At 37.0% G+C, this 17554-nt stretch carries 10 protein-coding genes and 1 pseudogene; 6 read left to right on the top strand and 5 right to left on the bottom strand.

Annotated elements, in window-relative coordinates:
• Positions 1–77: 77 nt before the first annotated feature.
• Positions 78–1100 (top strand): annotated as a pseudogene (ligA, locus tag HLH16_RS14385) (NAD-dependent DNA ligase LigA); the annotation flags it as partial.
• A gap of 74 nt (positions 1101–1174) precedes the next feature.
• Complete coding sequence (locus tag HLH16_RS14390) at positions 1175–3112, top strand: BRCT domain-containing protein (protein ID WP_171529848.1); 1938 nt, start codon at positions 1175–1177, stop codon at positions 3110–3112.
• Between the two features lie 481 nt (positions 3113–3593).
• Here HLH16_RS14390 and HLH16_RS14395 read toward each other — a convergent pair whose 3' ends face one another.
• Positions 3594–4073, bottom strand: a complete 480-nt coding sequence (locus HLH16_RS14395) for a hypothetical protein (protein WP_092691599.1) — start codon at positions 4071–4073, stop codon at positions 3594–3596.
• A 94-nt stretch (positions 4074–4167) separates the two neighbouring features.
• Between HLH16_RS14395 and HLH16_RS14400 the strand changes: the two genes are divergently transcribed.
• The 4 genes from HLH16_RS14400 to HLH16_RS14415 all read left to right on the top strand — a co-directional run bounded on the left by HLH16_RS14400 (position 4168) and on the right by HLH16_RS14415 (position 10613).
• On the top strand, positions 4168–4374 hold the full coding sequence (locus tag HLH16_RS14400; RefSeq protein WP_171529849.1) for a helix-turn-helix domain-containing protein: 207 nt from the start codon (positions 4168–4170) through the stop codon (positions 4372–4374).
• 98 nt (positions 4375–4472) lie between these two features.
• Positions 4473–5954 carry a type I restriction-modification system subunit M gene (locus HLH16_RS14405; RefSeq protein WP_171529850.1) on the top strand — a complete coding sequence of 494 codons (1482 nt, stop codon included), beginning with the start codon at positions 4473–4475 and terminating at the stop codon, positions 5952–5954.
• The gene (locus HLH16_RS14410) at positions 5951–7150 is read left to right on the top strand and encodes a restriction endonuclease subunit S (protein ID WP_171529851.1); all 1200 of its coding nucleotides are present in this window, start codon (positions 5951–5953) and stop codon (positions 7148–7150) included. The genes HLH16_RS14405 and HLH16_RS14410 overlap by 4 nt, the downstream gene beginning before the upstream one ends.
• Positions 7151–7169: 19 nt before the next feature.
• Positions 7170–10613, top strand: a complete 3444-nt coding sequence (locus HLH16_RS14415) for a DEAD/DEAH box helicase family protein (protein WP_171529852.1) — start codon at positions 7170–7172, stop codon at positions 10611–10613.
• A 61-nt stretch (positions 10614–10674) separates the two neighbouring features.
• On the opposite strand, the gene HLH16_RS14420 is transcribed toward HLH16_RS14415, so the two are convergent.
• Genes HLH16_RS14420 through HLH16_RS14435 form a run of 4 tightly spaced genes read right to left on the bottom strand, consistent with a single transcriptional unit; the run spans position 10675 to position 17511 of the window.
• Complete coding sequence (locus tag HLH16_RS14420; RefSeq protein WP_171529853.1) at positions 10675–12045, bottom strand: site-specific integrase; 1371 nt, start codon at positions 12043–12045, stop codon at positions 10675–10677.
• Positions 12045–12581, bottom strand: coding sequence for a hypothetical protein (locus HLH16_RS14425; RefSeq protein WP_171529854.1), 537 nt, complete (start codon positions 12579–12581; stop codon positions 12045–12047). The genes HLH16_RS14420 and HLH16_RS14425 overlap by 1 nt, the downstream gene beginning before the upstream one ends.
• A 5-nt stretch (positions 12582–12586) precedes the next feature.
• A complete protein-coding gene (locus HLH16_RS14430) occupies positions 12587–14605 on the bottom strand; it encodes a site-specific integrase (RefSeq protein ID WP_171529855.1) in 2019 nt (672 codons plus the stop codon).
• A 5-nt stretch (positions 14606–14610) separates the two neighbouring features.
• The gene (locus tag HLH16_RS14435) at positions 14611–17511 is read right to left on the bottom strand and encodes a hypothetical protein (protein ID WP_171529856.1); all 2901 of its coding nucleotides are present in this window, start codon (positions 17509–17511) and stop codon (positions 14611–14613) included.
• Positions 17512–17554 lie beyond the last annotated feature (43 nt).

Raw genomic sequence — 17554 nt, forward strand, 5'->3', positions numbered from 1 at the left:
GACTCGATTTCTATAATAGCGAGTAGATAAAATATTTTTAAGGGCGGAAATCAACCGCCCTTTTTTATGGTGAGTGTATGACCCAGGATTCAACTATCAAAGCGCAAATGCGTCAATTGATTCAAATTTTAGCCAAGCATAACCACGCCTATTATGTGATGGATCAACCAAGCATTGAAGATAGTGAATATGATCAACTCTTTCATCAGCTCAAGGCTTTAGAAGAGCAATATCCAGAATGTGTACAAGCCGATACCCCGACCAATAAAGTCGGTGGCAAAGCACTCTCTAAATTTGCAAGCGTGACCCATAAGGTACCAATGCTGTCATTGGGGAATGTATTTAACCAAGAAGACCTGTTTGCTTTTGCGCGCCGTGTAGAAGAGCGTTTGCCGAATCAAAAAATTCAATACGATGTCGAATTGAAGTTCGATGGCTTGGCGATTTCCCTATGGTATGAAAATGGGGTGCTGGTTCGTGGGGTGACACGAGGAGATGGCGAAACGGGCGAAGATATTACCCATAATGTCAAAACCATTCGTAACTTGCCAAAAGTGCTTTCGTCTGCTCAAGGTCCAGTTCCAGCGCTATTAGAAGTGCGTGGTGAAGTGCTCATCCCTAAAGCGGGCTTTGAAAAACTCAATGCTGAAAATGAAGCCAAAGGTGAAAAAACCTTTGCTAATCCGCGTAATGCAGCTGCAGGCAGTCTGCGTCAGCTAGATCCAGGAATTGCGGCATCACGACCTTTGGCATTTTATGCCTATGGTATTGCGCAGTGCGAACCCCATCATGGTCAGACCACCATGTTTGCCAGCCTGGAATGGCTCACTCAATTTGGTTTTGCGGTAGGTGAATGTCATTTTATTTGTGACAGCATTCAGGAAGTGCAGCAATGCTATGAAGAAATTAATGCGAAACGTGCGAATTTGAGTGTTGAAATTGATGGCCTGGTTATTAAAGTGGACAGCTTAAAGCAGCAAAAACAATTGGGTTTCTTAAGTCGTGAACCACGTTGGGCAACGGCGTATAAGTTCCCCGCAGTTGCTGCTTTAACTACGGTTGAAAATATTGACTGGCAAGTGGGTCGTACAGGAATTTTAGGTGTCACCATGAACTCAAGTGTTTCAAGTAGAACTCAATTAGATTTTCAAATGGCAGTATAAGGGTAGCAGTAATGTCTAACTATAAATTTAACGACAACCAAATCGCCATTATTGAAAAGCTAGGGCTTAATTTAAATATAGACGATGCAGAGAAGTTATTTTCTTCTAATGATTACAGTTTGGAAGAATTGGAAATATTGCTTAAAGCTGCCAATGCTTTTTACAGATCTGGTTATCCGATTATTGAAGATGATAAGTATGATGAATATCTTAGCTACTTCAAAACTCTTGATCCAGATAATCCATTCTTATTAAGTGTAGAGCCTGAAGTTTTAATCGATAGCAAGACTGTTCCACTTCCAAAGAAAATGCTTTCTACTGATAAAGCATATTCTTTTGAAGAAATTAAAAAATGGACTGAAAGAATTACTAAAGCCGCATCAGAAATTGAATTTGATCAAAATTTAATTGAGATTAGGGTTACACCAAAACTTGATGGTTATGCTGCTTATGATGATGGTATAACTCTCTACACCCGAGGTGATGGGACAAGAGGTCAAGATATTACTCGTGCATTTGAACGAGGACTCAGAGTAGCAAAAAATGCAGGAAGGGGTTTAGGACCTGGCGAAATAGTAATCAAGAAAAGTTACTTTAATAAAGTGTTGAGTGAAAAGTTTGAAAACTCACGCAATATCCAAGCAGCAATTATTGCTGAAAAGAAAGTTGATGAAGATGTTCAAAATGCAATTGATGACGGTGCTTGTGTCTTCTACCCTTTTTCGCTATTAGATAGCTGGACGGGAAGTATAGAGGAGTTGTTGTCAAACTTTGAGAGTATTCTTGAAAGTATATGGAACTCAGTTGATTTTGATATTGATGGATTAGTCTTAGAATCAACAAATGCGCCGATTAAAGAGCATATGGGTTCTACGAGAAGATTTCATAGGTGGCAAATCGCGTTTAAAGTGAATGATGAATCGGCTGAAGTCGAAGTATTGAAAGTTATTCCTCAGACCTCAAGGACTGGTCGAGTTTCACCAGTAGCTGAATTGGTTCCGACCAAACTTAGTGGGGCTACTTTAAGCAGGGTAACTGTTCATAATTATAGGATGGTGAAGAAAAATGGAGTTGGTCCTAGCGCAATCATTAAGCTAGTTAGAAGTGGCTTAGTTATTCCAAAAATTGAAGAAGTTATTAAATCAGTAGAGCCAGAGTTACCTGAAAATTGTCCTAGTTGTGATGCTCACCTTATTTGGGAAGGCGATCATTTAATTTGCCCGAATAAATCAGACTGTCCTGCTCAAACCGAGAATACACTGATTCATTTTTTTAAAACATTGGGTAATGTCGATGGTTTTGGGCCAAAAGTGATTGAAAAAATAGCTAATCAAGGTATTAAGCACATCCACGAAATCTATCAGATTCCTAAGCATCAATTTGTCGAGTTTGGATTTGGGGAGAAAACATCGCAGAATCTTATCGATCAACTCCAAGCAAGTAGAGAAATTGAAATAGAGGATTGGAGATTTCTTGCAGCATTTGGGGTAACCCGATTAGCTGGCGGAAACTGTGAGAAATTACTTCAGCATCATGCCATAGTTCAGGTTTTCGAAATATCAGTCGAGGATATGGTGAAAATAGATGGATTTGCACAATTAAGTGCAGAAGCTATTGTTGAAGGTTTAGCAAATATTAAAGAAGAGTTTTTTAAAGTATATAACCTCGGTTTCAACTTAAGTGTTACGCCCAAGAAGTCTGATAGAGAAAGTTTAGATTCGCCTATAGCTGGAGCAGTCGTTGTATTTACTGGCTCAATGCAACAAGGTTCCCGTGACGATATGGAAAAGAATGCAAAAGCACTTGGAGCTAAAGTGGCTAAAACTGTTACCGGTAAAACTACCTATCTGGTAACTGGCGACAAGGTCGGTGAAACTAAGATTAATGCAGCTCGTGATAAAGGCGTTAAGGTATTAACTGAACAGGAATACCTTAACTTAATTGGTTAACTTTAAATATTTAGTTGTACTAGCTCAGGCCTAAGCTGACAGCTACCCAGTTTTTCTGGTGCCAGCGCCAGATTAGGTTTGAGCTAAATTGCGACACAAAAAAGATGTGCTATTTCATAGTCAAGAGTAACCTGTTTTTTTCTAAAAGTGTTTGGTGATCATGAGACATTAGATTCCATGTGATGAAAGTCCGAGCCTCACTGGGCACTCTTTTTCTGCGAAATTAAAACCAATGTTTCTGCATTTTTTGTAGCAGACTTTTATTAATCTTAATGCCAGAGACAGAACCAAGTACCGCATCCACAGCACACTTTGGGCAAATAGCAGTATGAGATATTTGAGGTTTATCAATCGCATCCAGATAGTAATGTATAGTATATATTATGGAATTTTTGAATAGCCACTAAATTTGGCTACACATTAGAAATACCTCAACTTAAACTCCTAAAAAAATTCAGCACATTTCAATTTTGGCTAAAATCTACGCCAAAATATTTTCCATTAGAGATATATTGCTTTTGATTAAGCTAATTTCATCATTTAATTTTTCTATTTTTTTGTTTAAAAAATCTGTTACTTCAGGATTATCTTCACAAAGTGATTTTATAAAAGAAATGTTATGTTCCTTTTCTTGAATCTGTTTTAAGAGTTCTAGTTCCTTTAATTCAAATATTTGTCCCAATTTATTAAGAATTGGACTTACTCTTAATTCATTCATTAACTCTGTTTCACAGTAGCTGAATCGATTTTGTGTCGATTGGGATGGATCAATACTCAAATATTTATAACGAACAAGTATCTTTAGTGCTTTATAAATTTCAAATTGATTTTTTTTATTAATTTTTACATTGTTACCCATTATCAATTTGACAAAATCTTTAGCCTCCCAATTCGAGATATTATGATTCTTAAAAATTGTCATGAACTCATCATAGAAAGGTAATGGAGTAGGTTTAGCCATCAGATTGATCTCATAACACGAAAAGAGGATTATAATCCGTGGATGTATAGTCCTCAATTGCTGATATTACTGTTTTTTATACTTTTTAGTAAAAATGACAGAATTAGCATCAAAAATTGGGCAGTCGATCCGTCACAAAAGAACACAATCCAATATCACACAAGAATCTCTTGCACTTCAATGTGGAATTGATCGGAGCTATATGGGGCGTATTGAACGTGGCGAGGTCAACCTCACTGTCGAAAAACTTTATGAAATTGCACGAGCATTAGAGACCAATGCAAAAGAGTTATTACCATAAGTTCAACGCCAACTCTTGTCGCATCTTATTATTTCCTCATAGCTTTTCCACTTCAAATCCAAGACAATAGACCTCAAAGAAATTTGAGAGTCATCAGTGTGATTACAGGCGAAATTAAAAGCAAAATTGACCAGATATGGAACTCTTTTTGGAGTGGTGGTATTTCCAATCCTTTAGAAGTTATGGAACAAATGACTTATCTGCTGTTTATCCGCCGACTCGATGAAATTCAGATCACTAAAGAAAAGAAAGCCAACCGCCTAAAAACTGCTGTAGAAAAGCCAATTTTCACACCTGAACAAGACCATTTACGTTGGTCAAAATTTATTACGCTTGGTGATCCGACCCAGCTTTATGACACCATCGCCAATGAAGTTTTTCCCTTCATTAAAAGCATTGGCAGCCAAGATGACACCACCTACAGTCATCACATGAAAGATGCTCGTTTTACTATTCCAAATGCTGCACTTTTAACTAAAGTAGTTGATCTGTTGGCTGAAGTACCAATGGATGATAAAGATACTAAGGGTGATATTTACGAGTACATGCTCGGTAAGATCGCTTCAGCAGGTCAGAACGGTCAGTTCCGTACTCCTCGTCATATCATTAAGATGATTGTGGATCTGATGCAGCCGAAACCCACGGATACCATCTGTGATCCTGCATGTGGTACAGCAGGCTTCCTCGTTGCAGCCAGTGAATATTTAAACGAACATTATAGCACCGAGATTTTCGCCAATCCTGAAGCAGCAAAACGCTTTAGTGAAGAAACCTTCTTTGGTTATGACTTTGACAGCACTATGCTTCGTATTGGTTCAATGAACATGATGCTGCATGGTGTTGAAAACCCTAGTATTGAAAACCGTGATTCTTTAAGCGAAGCGCATTCGCATATTGAAAGCCAATTCAGTCTGATCCTTGCAAACCCACCATTTGCAGGCAGCCTGGACTACGAAAGCTGTGCCAAGAATATTCAGGCAATTGTCAAAACTAAAAAGACTGAACTTCTATTTTTAGCCTTATTCTTGCGTATTCTAAAAACAGGTGGTCGTGCTGCGATCATTGTGCCTGATGGTGTGTTATTCGGTTCTTCTAAAGCACATAAAGATTTGCGTCAGAAGATTGTGGAAGAGCAAAAACTTGAAGCGATTATCTCCATGCCTTCAGGTGTATTTAAGCCGTATGCAGGGGTTTCGACTGCTATTCTGATTTTCACCAAAACTGAATCTGGTGGTACGGATAAAGTTTGGTTCTATGACATGCAGGCAGATGGTTATTCGCTGGATGATAAGCGAAATGAACTCGATGCTTCTAAGCATGAAAATAACAATATTCCTGACATTATTGCCCGTTTTAAAAACTTGGATGCTGAGGTTGATCGCAAAGCGACTGAGCAAAGTTTCTTGGTGGATAAAGCTGATATTGCTGCCAATGGTTATGATTTGTCGATTAACCGTTATAAGGAAATGGTATATGAGCAAGTTGAATATGAATCGCCAAATAAGATTTTGGCGGATTTAGATTTGCTTGAACAGGAAATTCTAGAAGGAATGAATGAGCTTAAGGAGTTGTTTAAATGACAAAGATTAAGCTCTCAGAAATTTGTGATTTGCAAAATGGCTATGCTTTCAAATCAACAGATTATGTAGAAGAGTCGAATACTTTAAGTTGTCGAATGAGTAATATTCGACTGGGTGGTATTTTTGACATCGAATATAACTCACGTTATCTACCTGATAGTTTCGCAGAGAAATTTAAAAGTTTTTTATTGCAGGATGGTGATCTTGTGATTGCGATGACGGACTTGGCAAACGATCCAAAACTTTTAGGTGTTCCGACTTTGGTGCAAACAAATGGTAAAAATATTTTATTGAATCAACGAGTTGGTAAACTAGTTATCAAAAATTCTTCTAAAGTAGATAATAAATACCTTCAATATGTATTAAATGATCCAAAGACTAGAAAATATTATAAAAAGTTTGCGAGTGGTGGATTACAGATTAACTTAGGGAAAAGTGATCTTTTGAACGTGGAAATCTTTCTACCACCAATTGATGAACAACGCAGAATTGCTTCAATCCTAGACAAAGCAGATGAATTACGTAAAAAGCGCCAACAATCAATTAAAAAGTTAGATCAGCTTTTACAAACTACCTTTGTCGATATGTTTGGTGATCCTGTAAGTAATCCTAAAGAATGGAATTTAGGTAAATTGGGTGATGTTGTTCATTCTGCAAAAGATGGCCCACACGTTAGTCCAAATTATTCAGAAACGGGAATTCCTTTTTTGTCTACTCGACATGTAAGAGCAGGCAAAATAATTTGGGAAGATTTAAAATTCATAACAGAAGAAGATGCACAGATACATTGGAAAAAGTGTAAACCTACTAGGGGCGATATTCTTTATACTAAAGGTGGAACAACTGGTTTAGCAGCTGTTGTAGATACAGATATAGATTTTGCCGTTTGGGTTCATGTTGCTTTATTAAAAACAAATCACGATAAAGTAAGAGCTGAGTGGCTCGTATCGATGTTAAATACCCAATACTGTTATGAGCAATCCCAAAGATATACCCATGGAATAGCCAACCGTGATTTGGGACTAAAAAGAATGGTTAATATCGAAATGTATCTTCCACCATTAGACGAACAAGACAAATTCGTTAATTTTAAAAATAAGTTAATGAAAAATAATGTATTATTTCAAAATAGTAGTTCTTCGTTTGAAAAATTATTTAACACATTACAAAACAAAGCATTTAGCGGAAATTTATAAAATATTTTGAGGGGTATATATGAGCAACTTTCAGTTTTTAGAGCCTGAGTTTAGCAAGCTAGCACTCACCGCGAAGGAAGCTGAAAAGCTTGTGTATATTTCCCCTCAAGCCGCTTTAATGTTTGCCCGAAATTCATTAGAAAACCTTGTCTTTTGGCTATATCAATACGATAAAAAACTTACTCAACCCTATGATCCATCGCTGTATAGCCTGATCACCGATGTAAAGTTTAAGGAAATTATCCCGCCCTACATTTGGGACAAGATGGATAATATTCGCATGGTCGGCAACAGTGCGGTACATGGTAAAAAATTCAAGCAATTGACTACTGAGGAAACGGTTAAACACATTAGCCATCTGTTCCTGATCTTTGTCTGGTTTGAGCGTAATTATGGTTCACCATCAAAAGATCGCTCTCAGGCGATTCTATTTAACCCTAAACTGATTCCTAACGCAGAAACTACACAACCAGTCACTGCTAACCAAGAACAGCTACAGAAGCAAGCAGAAGCCAAAGAAAAGGAATTTGCTGATCAGCATAAAGCTCTGCGTGAACGTGAACAAAAATTATTAGAACTCTCTGCAAGCCTAGAAGAGCGTGAAAAACTGCTCGCCAACATTGATGTAGATCTAGCGCAGAAACGTCAGGAAGTTGAACAAGCCAAACTTGCCAATAGCAAAGTTCAAGACCACACCGACTATAAAGAAGATGAAACCCGTAAGCTTAAAATTGACCTGCTGCTTGAAGAAGCAGGTTGGGAAATTGGTGTTACTGCACGAGAAGAAATTCCCGTAACAGGAATGCCAAGCACATCAGGTAAAGGTTCAGTAGATTATGTACTCTATGATGCCAATGGCTTACCTTTGGCGTTGGTAGAAGCTAAACGTACATCGGTTGATCCTGAAGTGGGTCAACAACAGGCAAAACTTTATGCCGATTGTTTAGAGCAGCAAACTGGACAACGGCCTGTCATTTTTTATACCAATGGCTACCGCACCCGTCTTTGGAATGATGTACAAGGTGGCCCACCGCGTTTGGTGCATGGCTTCTATACGCAGGCTGAACTGAAGCGTCTGATCGAAAGACGTAAAAATAACCCTGATCTTGGCAGCTTCCCAATCAATGCCAATATTGTCGAGCGTTACTATCAGACCCGTGCCATTAAAGCCATGCTTGCAGCATTTCAACGTAAAGAACGTGCAGGCTTGCTCATCATGGCAACAGGTACAGGGAAAACACGTACCGCCATTGCTTTAGTGGATGTACTGATGAAAGCCAATGTGGTACAGAAAGTCCTGTTCCTTGCCGATCGTACTTCACTGGTGGTACAGGCCACTAATGCCTTTAAAGCCAATTTACCTGATTCTGCACCTGTCAATTTGGTAGAAAGTAAAACCCAGAATGGACGGGTTTATCTTTCTACCTATCAGACCATGATGGGGCTGATTGATGAAATGAATGCTGATGGCACACGTAAATACGGCACAGGTATGTTTGACCTGATTATTGTCGATGAAGCCCATCGTAGCGTGTACCAAAAATTTGGTGAGATTTTTAAATACTTTGACAGTTTGCTTGTCGGTTTGACAGCTACGCCACGCGATGAAGTAGATCGTGATACATATGCACTGTTTGGCTTGGAAAGCGGTGTCCCAACCGATTACTACGATTTAAACCAAGCCATTACCGATGGTTATCTCGTACCACCTAAAGCTTATTCAGTACCATTGAAGTTCATGCGTGAAGGTGTGAAATATGATGAGCTTTCAGAAGAAGAGAAACTGCATTGGGATGAGCTGGCTTGGGATGGTGGTGATGCACCTGATGAGGTAACGGCATCCGAGATCAATAAGGAACTGTTCAACACTGGTACGGTAGACAAGATGCTTCAGCACTTGATGGAAAATGGCATCAAGGTTGAAGGTGGTGATATGTTGGGTAAAACTATCATCTTTGCAGTCAATCAGAATCATGCCAATTTCATTGCTGAACGCTTTGATAAAAACTATCCGCACTATGATGGCAAGTTTGCCCGTGTGATCACACACTCGACCAAGTATGCACAGAGCTTGATTGATAGCTTCAGTAAGAAATATCTGGCTGATCCACAAATTGCCATTTCTGTAGATATGCTCGATACAGGGATTGATGTTCCTGAAGTGGTTAACCTCGTCTTCTTCAAAGCTGTACGCTCGAAAGTGAAATTCACGCAGATGATTGGGCGTGGGACACGGCTTTGCAAAGACCTGTTTGCACCTGAAATGGACAAGAAAGAATTCTATATTTTCGACTACTGTTCTAACTTTGAATACTTCAATGAAAATCCTGATGGTGCGCCTGTATCCACCACAGAGCCATTGGGACAACGACTATTCAAGGCTCGATTAAATGTTTTGAGTTTGCTGAATTCATCCGATTACCAAACTGAAGAAATGAAAGCTGTACAGCAAGAGCTGCGTCAGAGCTTGCAGACTGAAGTGCAGTCGATGAATAAGGATAACTTCATTGTTAAATCTGAAATTGAGCATGTTGAACATTTTAAAAATGATGTGGCCTGGGACAATCTGGATGACCTTGCAATTGGCACATTACGAGAACATATTTCCAAACTTCCGAACGAACTAGAGTCTGAGCCACTAGAAGCCAAGCTGTTTGACATGCTTTGCTATAACATCGAACTTGCTGTGTTGGAAAAAAATACCAAGGCAATTCAGGTTTATGCCAATAAAGTCATCGAAATCGCTTCCAAATTGGAAACTAAAGAAAATATTCCTGTGGTAGCGGCACAGATTAACCTGATTCAAGAAATACAAACTGAAGCCTATTGGAAAGGCATCACTGTTCCAATGCTGGAGTCGATGCGTAAACGCATTCGGGGATTGGTGAAGCTGATTGAGAAATCTACCTCAACGATTGTGTACTCGATGCTTGATGATGAAATTGGTGAAGCAGAAGAAATCGATATTCCTGAGGTAGGCCCTGGAGTAAATATTGCTCAATACCGTAAACGTGTAGAGAGCTTCATTAAAACCAATGAAAACCACATCACCATCGCTAAATTAAAGCGTGGCTTAGCTCTTACCCCTACTGACCTGAATGAACTAGAACGATTTGTGTTTGACGCTCAGGAGGTTGAAAGCAAAGAGAAGTTTGAACAATGTTTCGGTGCAGACAAACCTTTACCACTATTCATTCGCTCTCTAGTTGGATTAGATCGTCAATCTGTTCAGGCTGCTTTCTCGAAGTATCTACAAGGGTCAACTTATAACGAGAAGCAAATTCGTTTCATAGAAATGGTTATTGAACATTTGACCATGCGGGGAACTTTAGAAGCATCACAGCTTTATGAACCACCATTTAATCAGATCCACTATGAAGGGATTGATGGGGTATTTGGTGATGGAGATGCTGACAACATATTTGGGGTTGTTGAAGCGTTTAATCAGAGTGCGGTGGCTTAATAATTAAAATGCAATTATTACATTTTTCAATAGAATTTTTTGAGGTGGCTTCAAAATAAGGTTACTTCAATGTAGAGATATTTAATTTTCTTAGCTCATGAATTTCACTCAATAAGAGGGATAACGCATCAGAATTACTTAACGCTGAGGATTCAAACCTGTCCGATATGTTGACTAACTTTGCTATTCTTGAACGAACATGGCTAGATAGTGATTCATTGCTTTCATCTTCTAAGTTGTTGTACTCGTTGATTTCACATGCTAAGTGAACATAGTGTGCTAAGGTTTTATCCGAAGCATGCATGGTCAGTTTTCTACAAGCCTCTGCAGCGACACTGAGTATATTAGAGAAACTTCCTTGTTTAGAAAGTTTGCTAATTGCTTTTGAAATATTCAAAGTAATATATCTATGTCTAAAAGAATGGTTCACAATATGTCTTAGTGCTTGGGCATGGGGTGAGTTATTAATAACTTTTCTCGCGTAATTCTTAAGATATGACTGTTTTAATTTCTCTCCTGTTTTTGCATCTACAAATATACCGTCATGTTTAATATCAGGAAATCGTTCCTCTACTTTATTCAGATATATTAAAATGACCTGCAAATCCTCCTTGGTCACAGGGACATTACGACTTTTTCCTTTGTATTTTCCTTTAGCAATTTTTACGTCTCTAATAATATGCTTTGCTGATGGATCTAACATGTCGGCAGCGGCATTTTGTATCATTTTTTTTGTGATTTGGTTCACCTCCGAAATCCTTGAACCAGTTATTTCCATTAAAGTTCCTAGGGCTTGCCATCTCGCAATTAAAAAATCATCTACTTCTGGATGTAACGTTGTCGAATTTATAGCATCTAACCACATTAAATATTCATGATCTCTAACAAACTCAGCTTCTGTTTTAATGTGGATGAGGCCATTAAGACATCTATGTGATAAATAGCTCTTTTCAAATCTACCGTGGATATATTTGTGACTAGAATAGTGAACCTTATAATTTGTATTATCGTTGATTTTATTTGTAGCTAAATGCCATTTTGGATATCGTACATTAAGGTGAACAATATACCCTAAAGCTGTGCGAATATGAGAAATTATAGTTGAATCTGTGATATTACGTTCTTTTAACCTCTCCACATATCGATACAATGTATCATCATTTATATAATTCAATTCTGTATTACTATGTTCCAGAAAATCACAAAATAAATTTAAGCTGTAAGCCTTTTTTGACACAGACGTTGCAAGTGGTCTTATATTATAGGTTCTTGCTCCCCCAGCGTAGTGTGTTAAATACTCATTCGCTTCCCAATCGAATTGCCCCTTGTTTTTGAGGATTATAGGGAGAGGCACTGAATCCTCAAATGCCCCTTTTTTACCAACAGTTAAAAATGATAGATTTGGGTTCTTTGCGATTACGACTCTTGTCATTATTTTACCTGCCAAACTCGTTGTTTGCCGAGAATAAAAGCTTGGTTTCTAAGAAGTAATTGGAGTACCTCACTAACAGACTTATCTTCCTTGATGTTCTCGAGTGTTTGAATATATGCGCGGTAAACCTCTGCTAATGCATTTCTAAGTTCTTCATTTTCCAGCATGAGTAAACTCAAGTCTTCTTTTGATATGGATGAAGAGCCGATTTTAGTCGAAATCTGTTTATCTGATTGTTCATTATTTAGCTTTAAATTAGCTAAGTCGATAGCTTCTAACAGTACTTTTAGAACTTGTGCGTTATGTGTCTCGTGGGCTGTATTCCAAACACATTTGATCACCCCTAATTCACAGTCTTCCCATTGCAAAACAGAGGAAAGGGATATTGTCTTGCGCTTTACTACTAATGAGGGATAAATGTCATCCTTACTACTAATCTTTCTTATCAGGTTTGCTTTCTTTAATAGGGATGCAGTCTTAGCTTCTTTTTCAGCTAAGACAGCTTTCGAAGTTTCCCCAGTTATGAATTTAGGCATTTAACTTACCTCCCAGGGCTGCAGAAGTAGAAAAATATATCTTTGCCATCAATTTTTTTAAAGCGAACTTCTTTTCCTGTTTTTTGTTTATGTTCATTAATCATTTGTTTAATAAGTGGTTCTAGAACAGCAACTGTTTCTGTTGAATTTTTTGCTTGATTTACTATTTCAGTAATAGCATCGTCTGCCTGTAATTGTTTATGTAATGAAGAACCAATTCTAGCTATTGCTATCTCAGCTTCTTCTAGCCATTCATCTGACGGAGAGATTTCTGCATAGTGAAAAGTTTGCTCAAGTGACGAGTGTCCCATAAACCATGACAGTTCCTCTAAACCATTATCATCTGAAAAGTTAAAGTATAAAACAGCAAAAAGTCTTCTAAATTGGTGCGGTGCTGGATACCATCTCTTATTCTCTATCAAAGGAGATTGAGACCAATCTTGAAAAAAACACAGTGCTTTGTAAATTGAATCTCCACTTAATGGGTATCTATAAAAGTCTTTTGTTTCAATATGGTGGTTTGCATGATTAAACGAGCTTGATGAGTTCAAAGAAAGAATTTTGCCAAATAGATACACTTCATCTTCATTAAAAATGTATCCTTGGCGTTCTTCTAATTGTGTAACGAATAAAGAAAATTCTATTCCATAGTCAAATATTAAATCAGGAATAGGTCTATGGACATCTTCTAATTCAAATCTTTCGGAACTTTTCGGTATTCTCAGGGTTATATCGAATAACCCGTCTATAGGTGATAAGCGGAAACAGTTTCTTTTTAATGTGTTTAATGATTGTCTTCGGGCAGAAGTGAAACTAGCCAGAAGTATCCACATGGAAGCAACATAAAGTAATATGGCGGCTTCAACTGATAGGTTATTTCTTGTCCAGTTGTGATTTAGTTTGTCAAACGCTTCTTTATATTCCCAAGTTGTAATTTTTAGTTCCCTTAGTGTGTCCGGCATACGGGTGTTAGCGAAAGCATGCTCCCGTATCACTTTTGTATTTCTAAATATTCGTGATGGAGATATTTTTAGTACGTCAATGGTATTTTTTTCCGCAGCCCAAAGTAAATTTACATAACCCCTAAGCTCAGAGCCAAATTTTCTTACAAAATATAGCGCGTTAGACATAGCATGAAGTGCGATATGAGCAGGGATTAGTTTTGTTTTTTTTGGTGGGTTTAAACTATCTAGGATGGAATGACCGTCAGAAAATAATTCTCGGGGTGAATGATTAAAAGAATGCTTTTGAATAACTCTACTAGTGTAAAGTAATTCTAATTTCAAAATTTCGTTTGAAATGGTTGTTTCCCTAGGTCTAAGGTCGATTTCGACATCAAAGAAGGGCTTGGATGCATTAAGGTATTCGGAAGTATAATGTGAAGCTTTGTTTTTAGTTTTATTGCTTAAATAACTTTTTAGTTTACTCTGTAGACTAATAACTTCTCTAGTGGTAATTGATAGCTCTGATTGGATTTTTTGCCAATCCTTTTTTGATAAATTATTTTTCTGTTGAGAAGATGTTTTTAATACGTGTGAAAAATGTTCGTCATTTACTCCAAATGATTTTAAATATTCATTAGTATCAGTGAAACTAATCATGTTTAAATGTCGAATAATTGGTTTGTCTTGATTGCTCCTCAATTCATTTGCATGTCTAATTAAGCTTATTATCGAATTAAAAATCTCTGAAAACCGTTGAGGTCGTGAGACTGCATCACTGAAGCTTAAATAGAGAAAGCTGATCTTTAAATCATGTAGCAGCTCTGAGTTTTGTGCATTGGTAAGGAGTTCACTAAGTGCAATTTCTTTATGAAATGATAGTATCCGGTAACTTTCTCTTTTGTATGGTGGTGAAGACGGAATGTCAAATCCACTTCTAGCAATATGCCACTCATCGTCTTCTATAGAATCATTCAGCATCCATCTTGGCTTTGGATACTGTCCGGATTTAGCCAGTTTTAACCAGTCTCGTTCTGAAAGTTCTATCGCTAAGGAGGTTTGAGTTAAGTTTAAATTTCCCATATCTGTCAGCCTTTCAATGCTTTGTGCGCTTTTCTAAGCATCTCTTTTAAATGAGTTGAACCTTCCGATAACTTTCTGATTACATCTTCACAATCTGCTTTTAGTTGATCGTCTGTACCTTCTTTTATGTACTTTAAAGCCAAGATAATGTTTTCATGGGATAGACAAAAATAAGTCGGGCTCGTTTCTTTTGACATCGTCGACTGTATCGTTAACTTTGAAAAAAGCGGTCCCCCCATATCGGGATTTTTGAAAGCTTGTTCTAGTCGGGCTATATATGATTCTTTAGTTAAATTGAGTATATCAAATGAGCTATCGTGTTCGCTCAGAGACATGTAAAGCAAAATGTTCTGAAAAGCTCTTATTTTTACTCGGTATATCAATTCAGATAAATATTTTGGAATATAGCTCTTTAAGGCTGTCTTTACCTGATTTCCAAAATAGTTTGTTGCTTTCAAAGTGTCACCTTTAGATTCAAGATAGATCAACACCCCTTTTGAACTGCGTACTTTTTTTAACGTAGCAACCTTTAACTCTGCTGAGCCTGATTTTTCGTATGCTATGTGTCTTATTTTATTGAAAGCACCTTGGAAGGTGGTTGACCAGGGGAGAGCTGCGGGAGCTCCTAATAAGAGGCAAGTCCATAAGTACTCAGAGTTCAGTGACTTTCTTGTTCTTTCGCTCATCTCTAAAGCCATCTTTAAACATGCTGCAGCGTCGATTTCTTCTGGTTGTAGGTGGTTCAGAGGTTTATTGCTACCTTTAGTAGAAACTTGCCTAATGTGTTTTGCTCTTTTCTTGTATACTTTCACTCTTACACTGCCTTCATCATTGACCAAAATGAAGACTTCTCCCCGATGAGGGGATGAAATAGCTGCTTCATAGAGTGAATGGGGATTAAATCCAAGTTCTTCAGTGATTACAATTTGCATAGCAGAAGCAATTAAGGGGGTTAAACCAAAATATTCAAGTATATCAGTGCCAAATTGAAGTTTTTCTATATTATGAGGTCTTTCATTGCGAACTAATTCGTCAAAAAAATAATCGAAATACGCAACTTTATTTTCTATGGGATAGATGTTAAAAGACTTCACATCAAAATAATCTACTGAATGTTGATTTTCAAAACTATTTTCTGGACTAAATTTTTCAATGCATTTACTTCTAGAAATTACTTCATCTTTACTAAGATATTTTGCATATCCTTTAGCTATAATTTCTCTTGAAACTGCTACTAAGCAATTTAAGTTACTCGACAGACTTGATTGAACAAAGGTTATAAACTCTTGGCTGCCCGAAAAGTGTTGATGATTTTTTTCATCTCGTAAATCAACCTGTAATATAAGAGGATTATTACTATATTTTTCAACATTAGATGACTCTTTAATATTCTTTGGTATATATGTAGATGAAGCCAGTAGCCCGTGCTCGATAAGCACTTTTAATGCATTTGTTATATTATTATACCTTTGGTATGCAGTGCTTCTATCAACTTCGCTTAGTAGATTATCTCTATAATTCATTAACTCACTTTGAATTTTTTCTGGACTTTTTTCCCAATCCTTTGAACTATCCGAAACTTGGTTCAAAAAATCAATTAATGGTTTTCGGTAAGCTTTTCTCTCTTTAGGTTTGTAAGAATTGACGAAATCAAGCAATCTTGTTCTTACTTTAGTCGAGCAGTATTTATTTAAAGCTTCATCAAAAGCTTCTGCACTAGAGAGCTTGACAGCGATTTTCTGCATTGCCAATTCAGGGAGCTGATTTTTTCTCAGTTCGTTGTAACGAAGCTCAGTAGTTAGTCTAGGTAGTATTACACTTTCTCGGGATGCCTTTTCAATTATTGTTGCAAGAGTGTTTATTCTATTTTTGGCACTTTTAAAAACATATATTTTTGAAATGTGACACGATATTGTATGGAATTCAGTTAAAACCAGCTTGTTGTCACGATTATTGATAGGGTTTTTTATAAGATCAATATACTTAATTAGGTCATTAGTAACGTCAATTTCAAACCTAGAGTTACATAGGTTACGTATTTCTTTTTCTATTATTCGATATGACTCAGGATTTAGGTGGGATTTAATTACATCGATGGACTTATTTAATCTTCGAGAATTCTTGTCAGCTAATTTTTCAGAAAATAAAGATCTGGGTCGACGTTGGTAGAGCGGTAAATCGACTTCACGTGGAATTTTTCCAGCGCCAAGTAAATAAGAAAAGAAACTGTACAAGCTATAATATAGGGATTCTGAGGTTGGCCTGTCTGTTTTTGATCGTAAGTTTAATTCTACATTGTATTTAGCGAGCGCATCCTCAATATAAGTTTGTGATTTACTCCATTCATAACCAGATTCAACTGAACCAAAAAAAGATGTTGCACACATCCTGAAACTATATAAGGTATTTTCATTTAAAGTCTTCATATAACTGTTTATATGAGTTTCTAATTCTGGGGTGCAGTGTTTTTTTATTAATAATGCTAATTTTTGACTATTATCTTGTGTTGCTATTTTTTCTAAAATCTCAATAGAAAGAGGTGTCAATTTTAGTGATTCATATTCAGTTTTATTCGCTATCTTGGTTGGGGAGGAAAAGCTCTTACTAATGTAGTTAACTTTTTGAAGGTAATAAATGAAGTCAAGGATATACAAATAATATTGTTTGGCAGAGCCAAAAAATAATCGAATACATAGGTGAATTCGAATTTGCATCAAGGCGGTGTATAAAGCAGAGTTGTCTCCACTATTCAAAGGAATTCCTAGAAGCTGAATGTACATAGACAAGCAACTAATCAATGTTTGCTGTTTTTGGACTGGACATGTTTGGGCGTAATTACATAAATGAGCGAATATAATTTCTTCTAATTCATTTTTCAGTACATCCCAATTTTGATTTGGGCTCAATGTCATTTTCTATATGTAATATTCAATAAGAAAAAAATAGCTT

The organism is Acinetobacter sp. ANC 5378 (assembly GCF_013004315.1).
GTDB lineage: Bacteria > Pseudomonadota > Gammaproteobacteria > Pseudomonadales > Moraxellaceae > Acinetobacter.

What these genes read in the sequence shown, in the direction of transcription:
- HLH16_RS14395 (WP_092691599.1), bottom strand. Translation starts at nt 4,073, where the DNA reads ATGGCTAAACCTACTCCATTACCTTTCTATGATGAGTTCATGACAATT.
- HLH16_RS14425 (WP_171529854.1), bottom strand. Translation starts at nt 12,581, where the DNA reads ATGCCTAAATTCATAACTGGGGAAACTTCGAAAGCTGTCTTAGCTGAA.
- HLH16_RS14430 (WP_171529855.1), bottom strand. Translation starts at nt 14,605, where the DNA reads ATGGGAAATTTAAACTTAACTCAAACCTCCTTAGCGATAGAACTTTCA.
- HLH16_RS14415 (WP_171529852.1), top strand. Translation starts at nt 7,170, where the DNA reads ATGAGCAACTTTCAGTTTTTAGAGCCTGAGTTTAGCAAGCTAGCACTC.
- HLH16_RS14400 (WP_171529849.1), top strand. Translation starts at nt 4,168, where the DNA reads ATGACAGAATTAGCATCAAAAATTGGGCAGTCGATCCGTCACAAAAGA.
- HLH16_RS14410 (WP_171529851.1), top strand. Translation starts at nt 5,951, where the DNA reads ATGACAAAGATTAAGCTCTCAGAAATTTGTGATTTGCAAAATGGCTAT.
- HLH16_RS14420 (WP_171529853.1), bottom strand. Translation starts at nt 12,045, where the DNA reads ATGACAAGAGTCGTAATCGCAAAGAACCCAAATCTATCATTTTTAACT.
- HLH16_RS14390 (WP_171529848.1), top strand. Translation starts at nt 1,175, where the DNA reads ATGTCTAACTATAAATTTAACGACAACCAAATCGCCATTATTGAAAAG.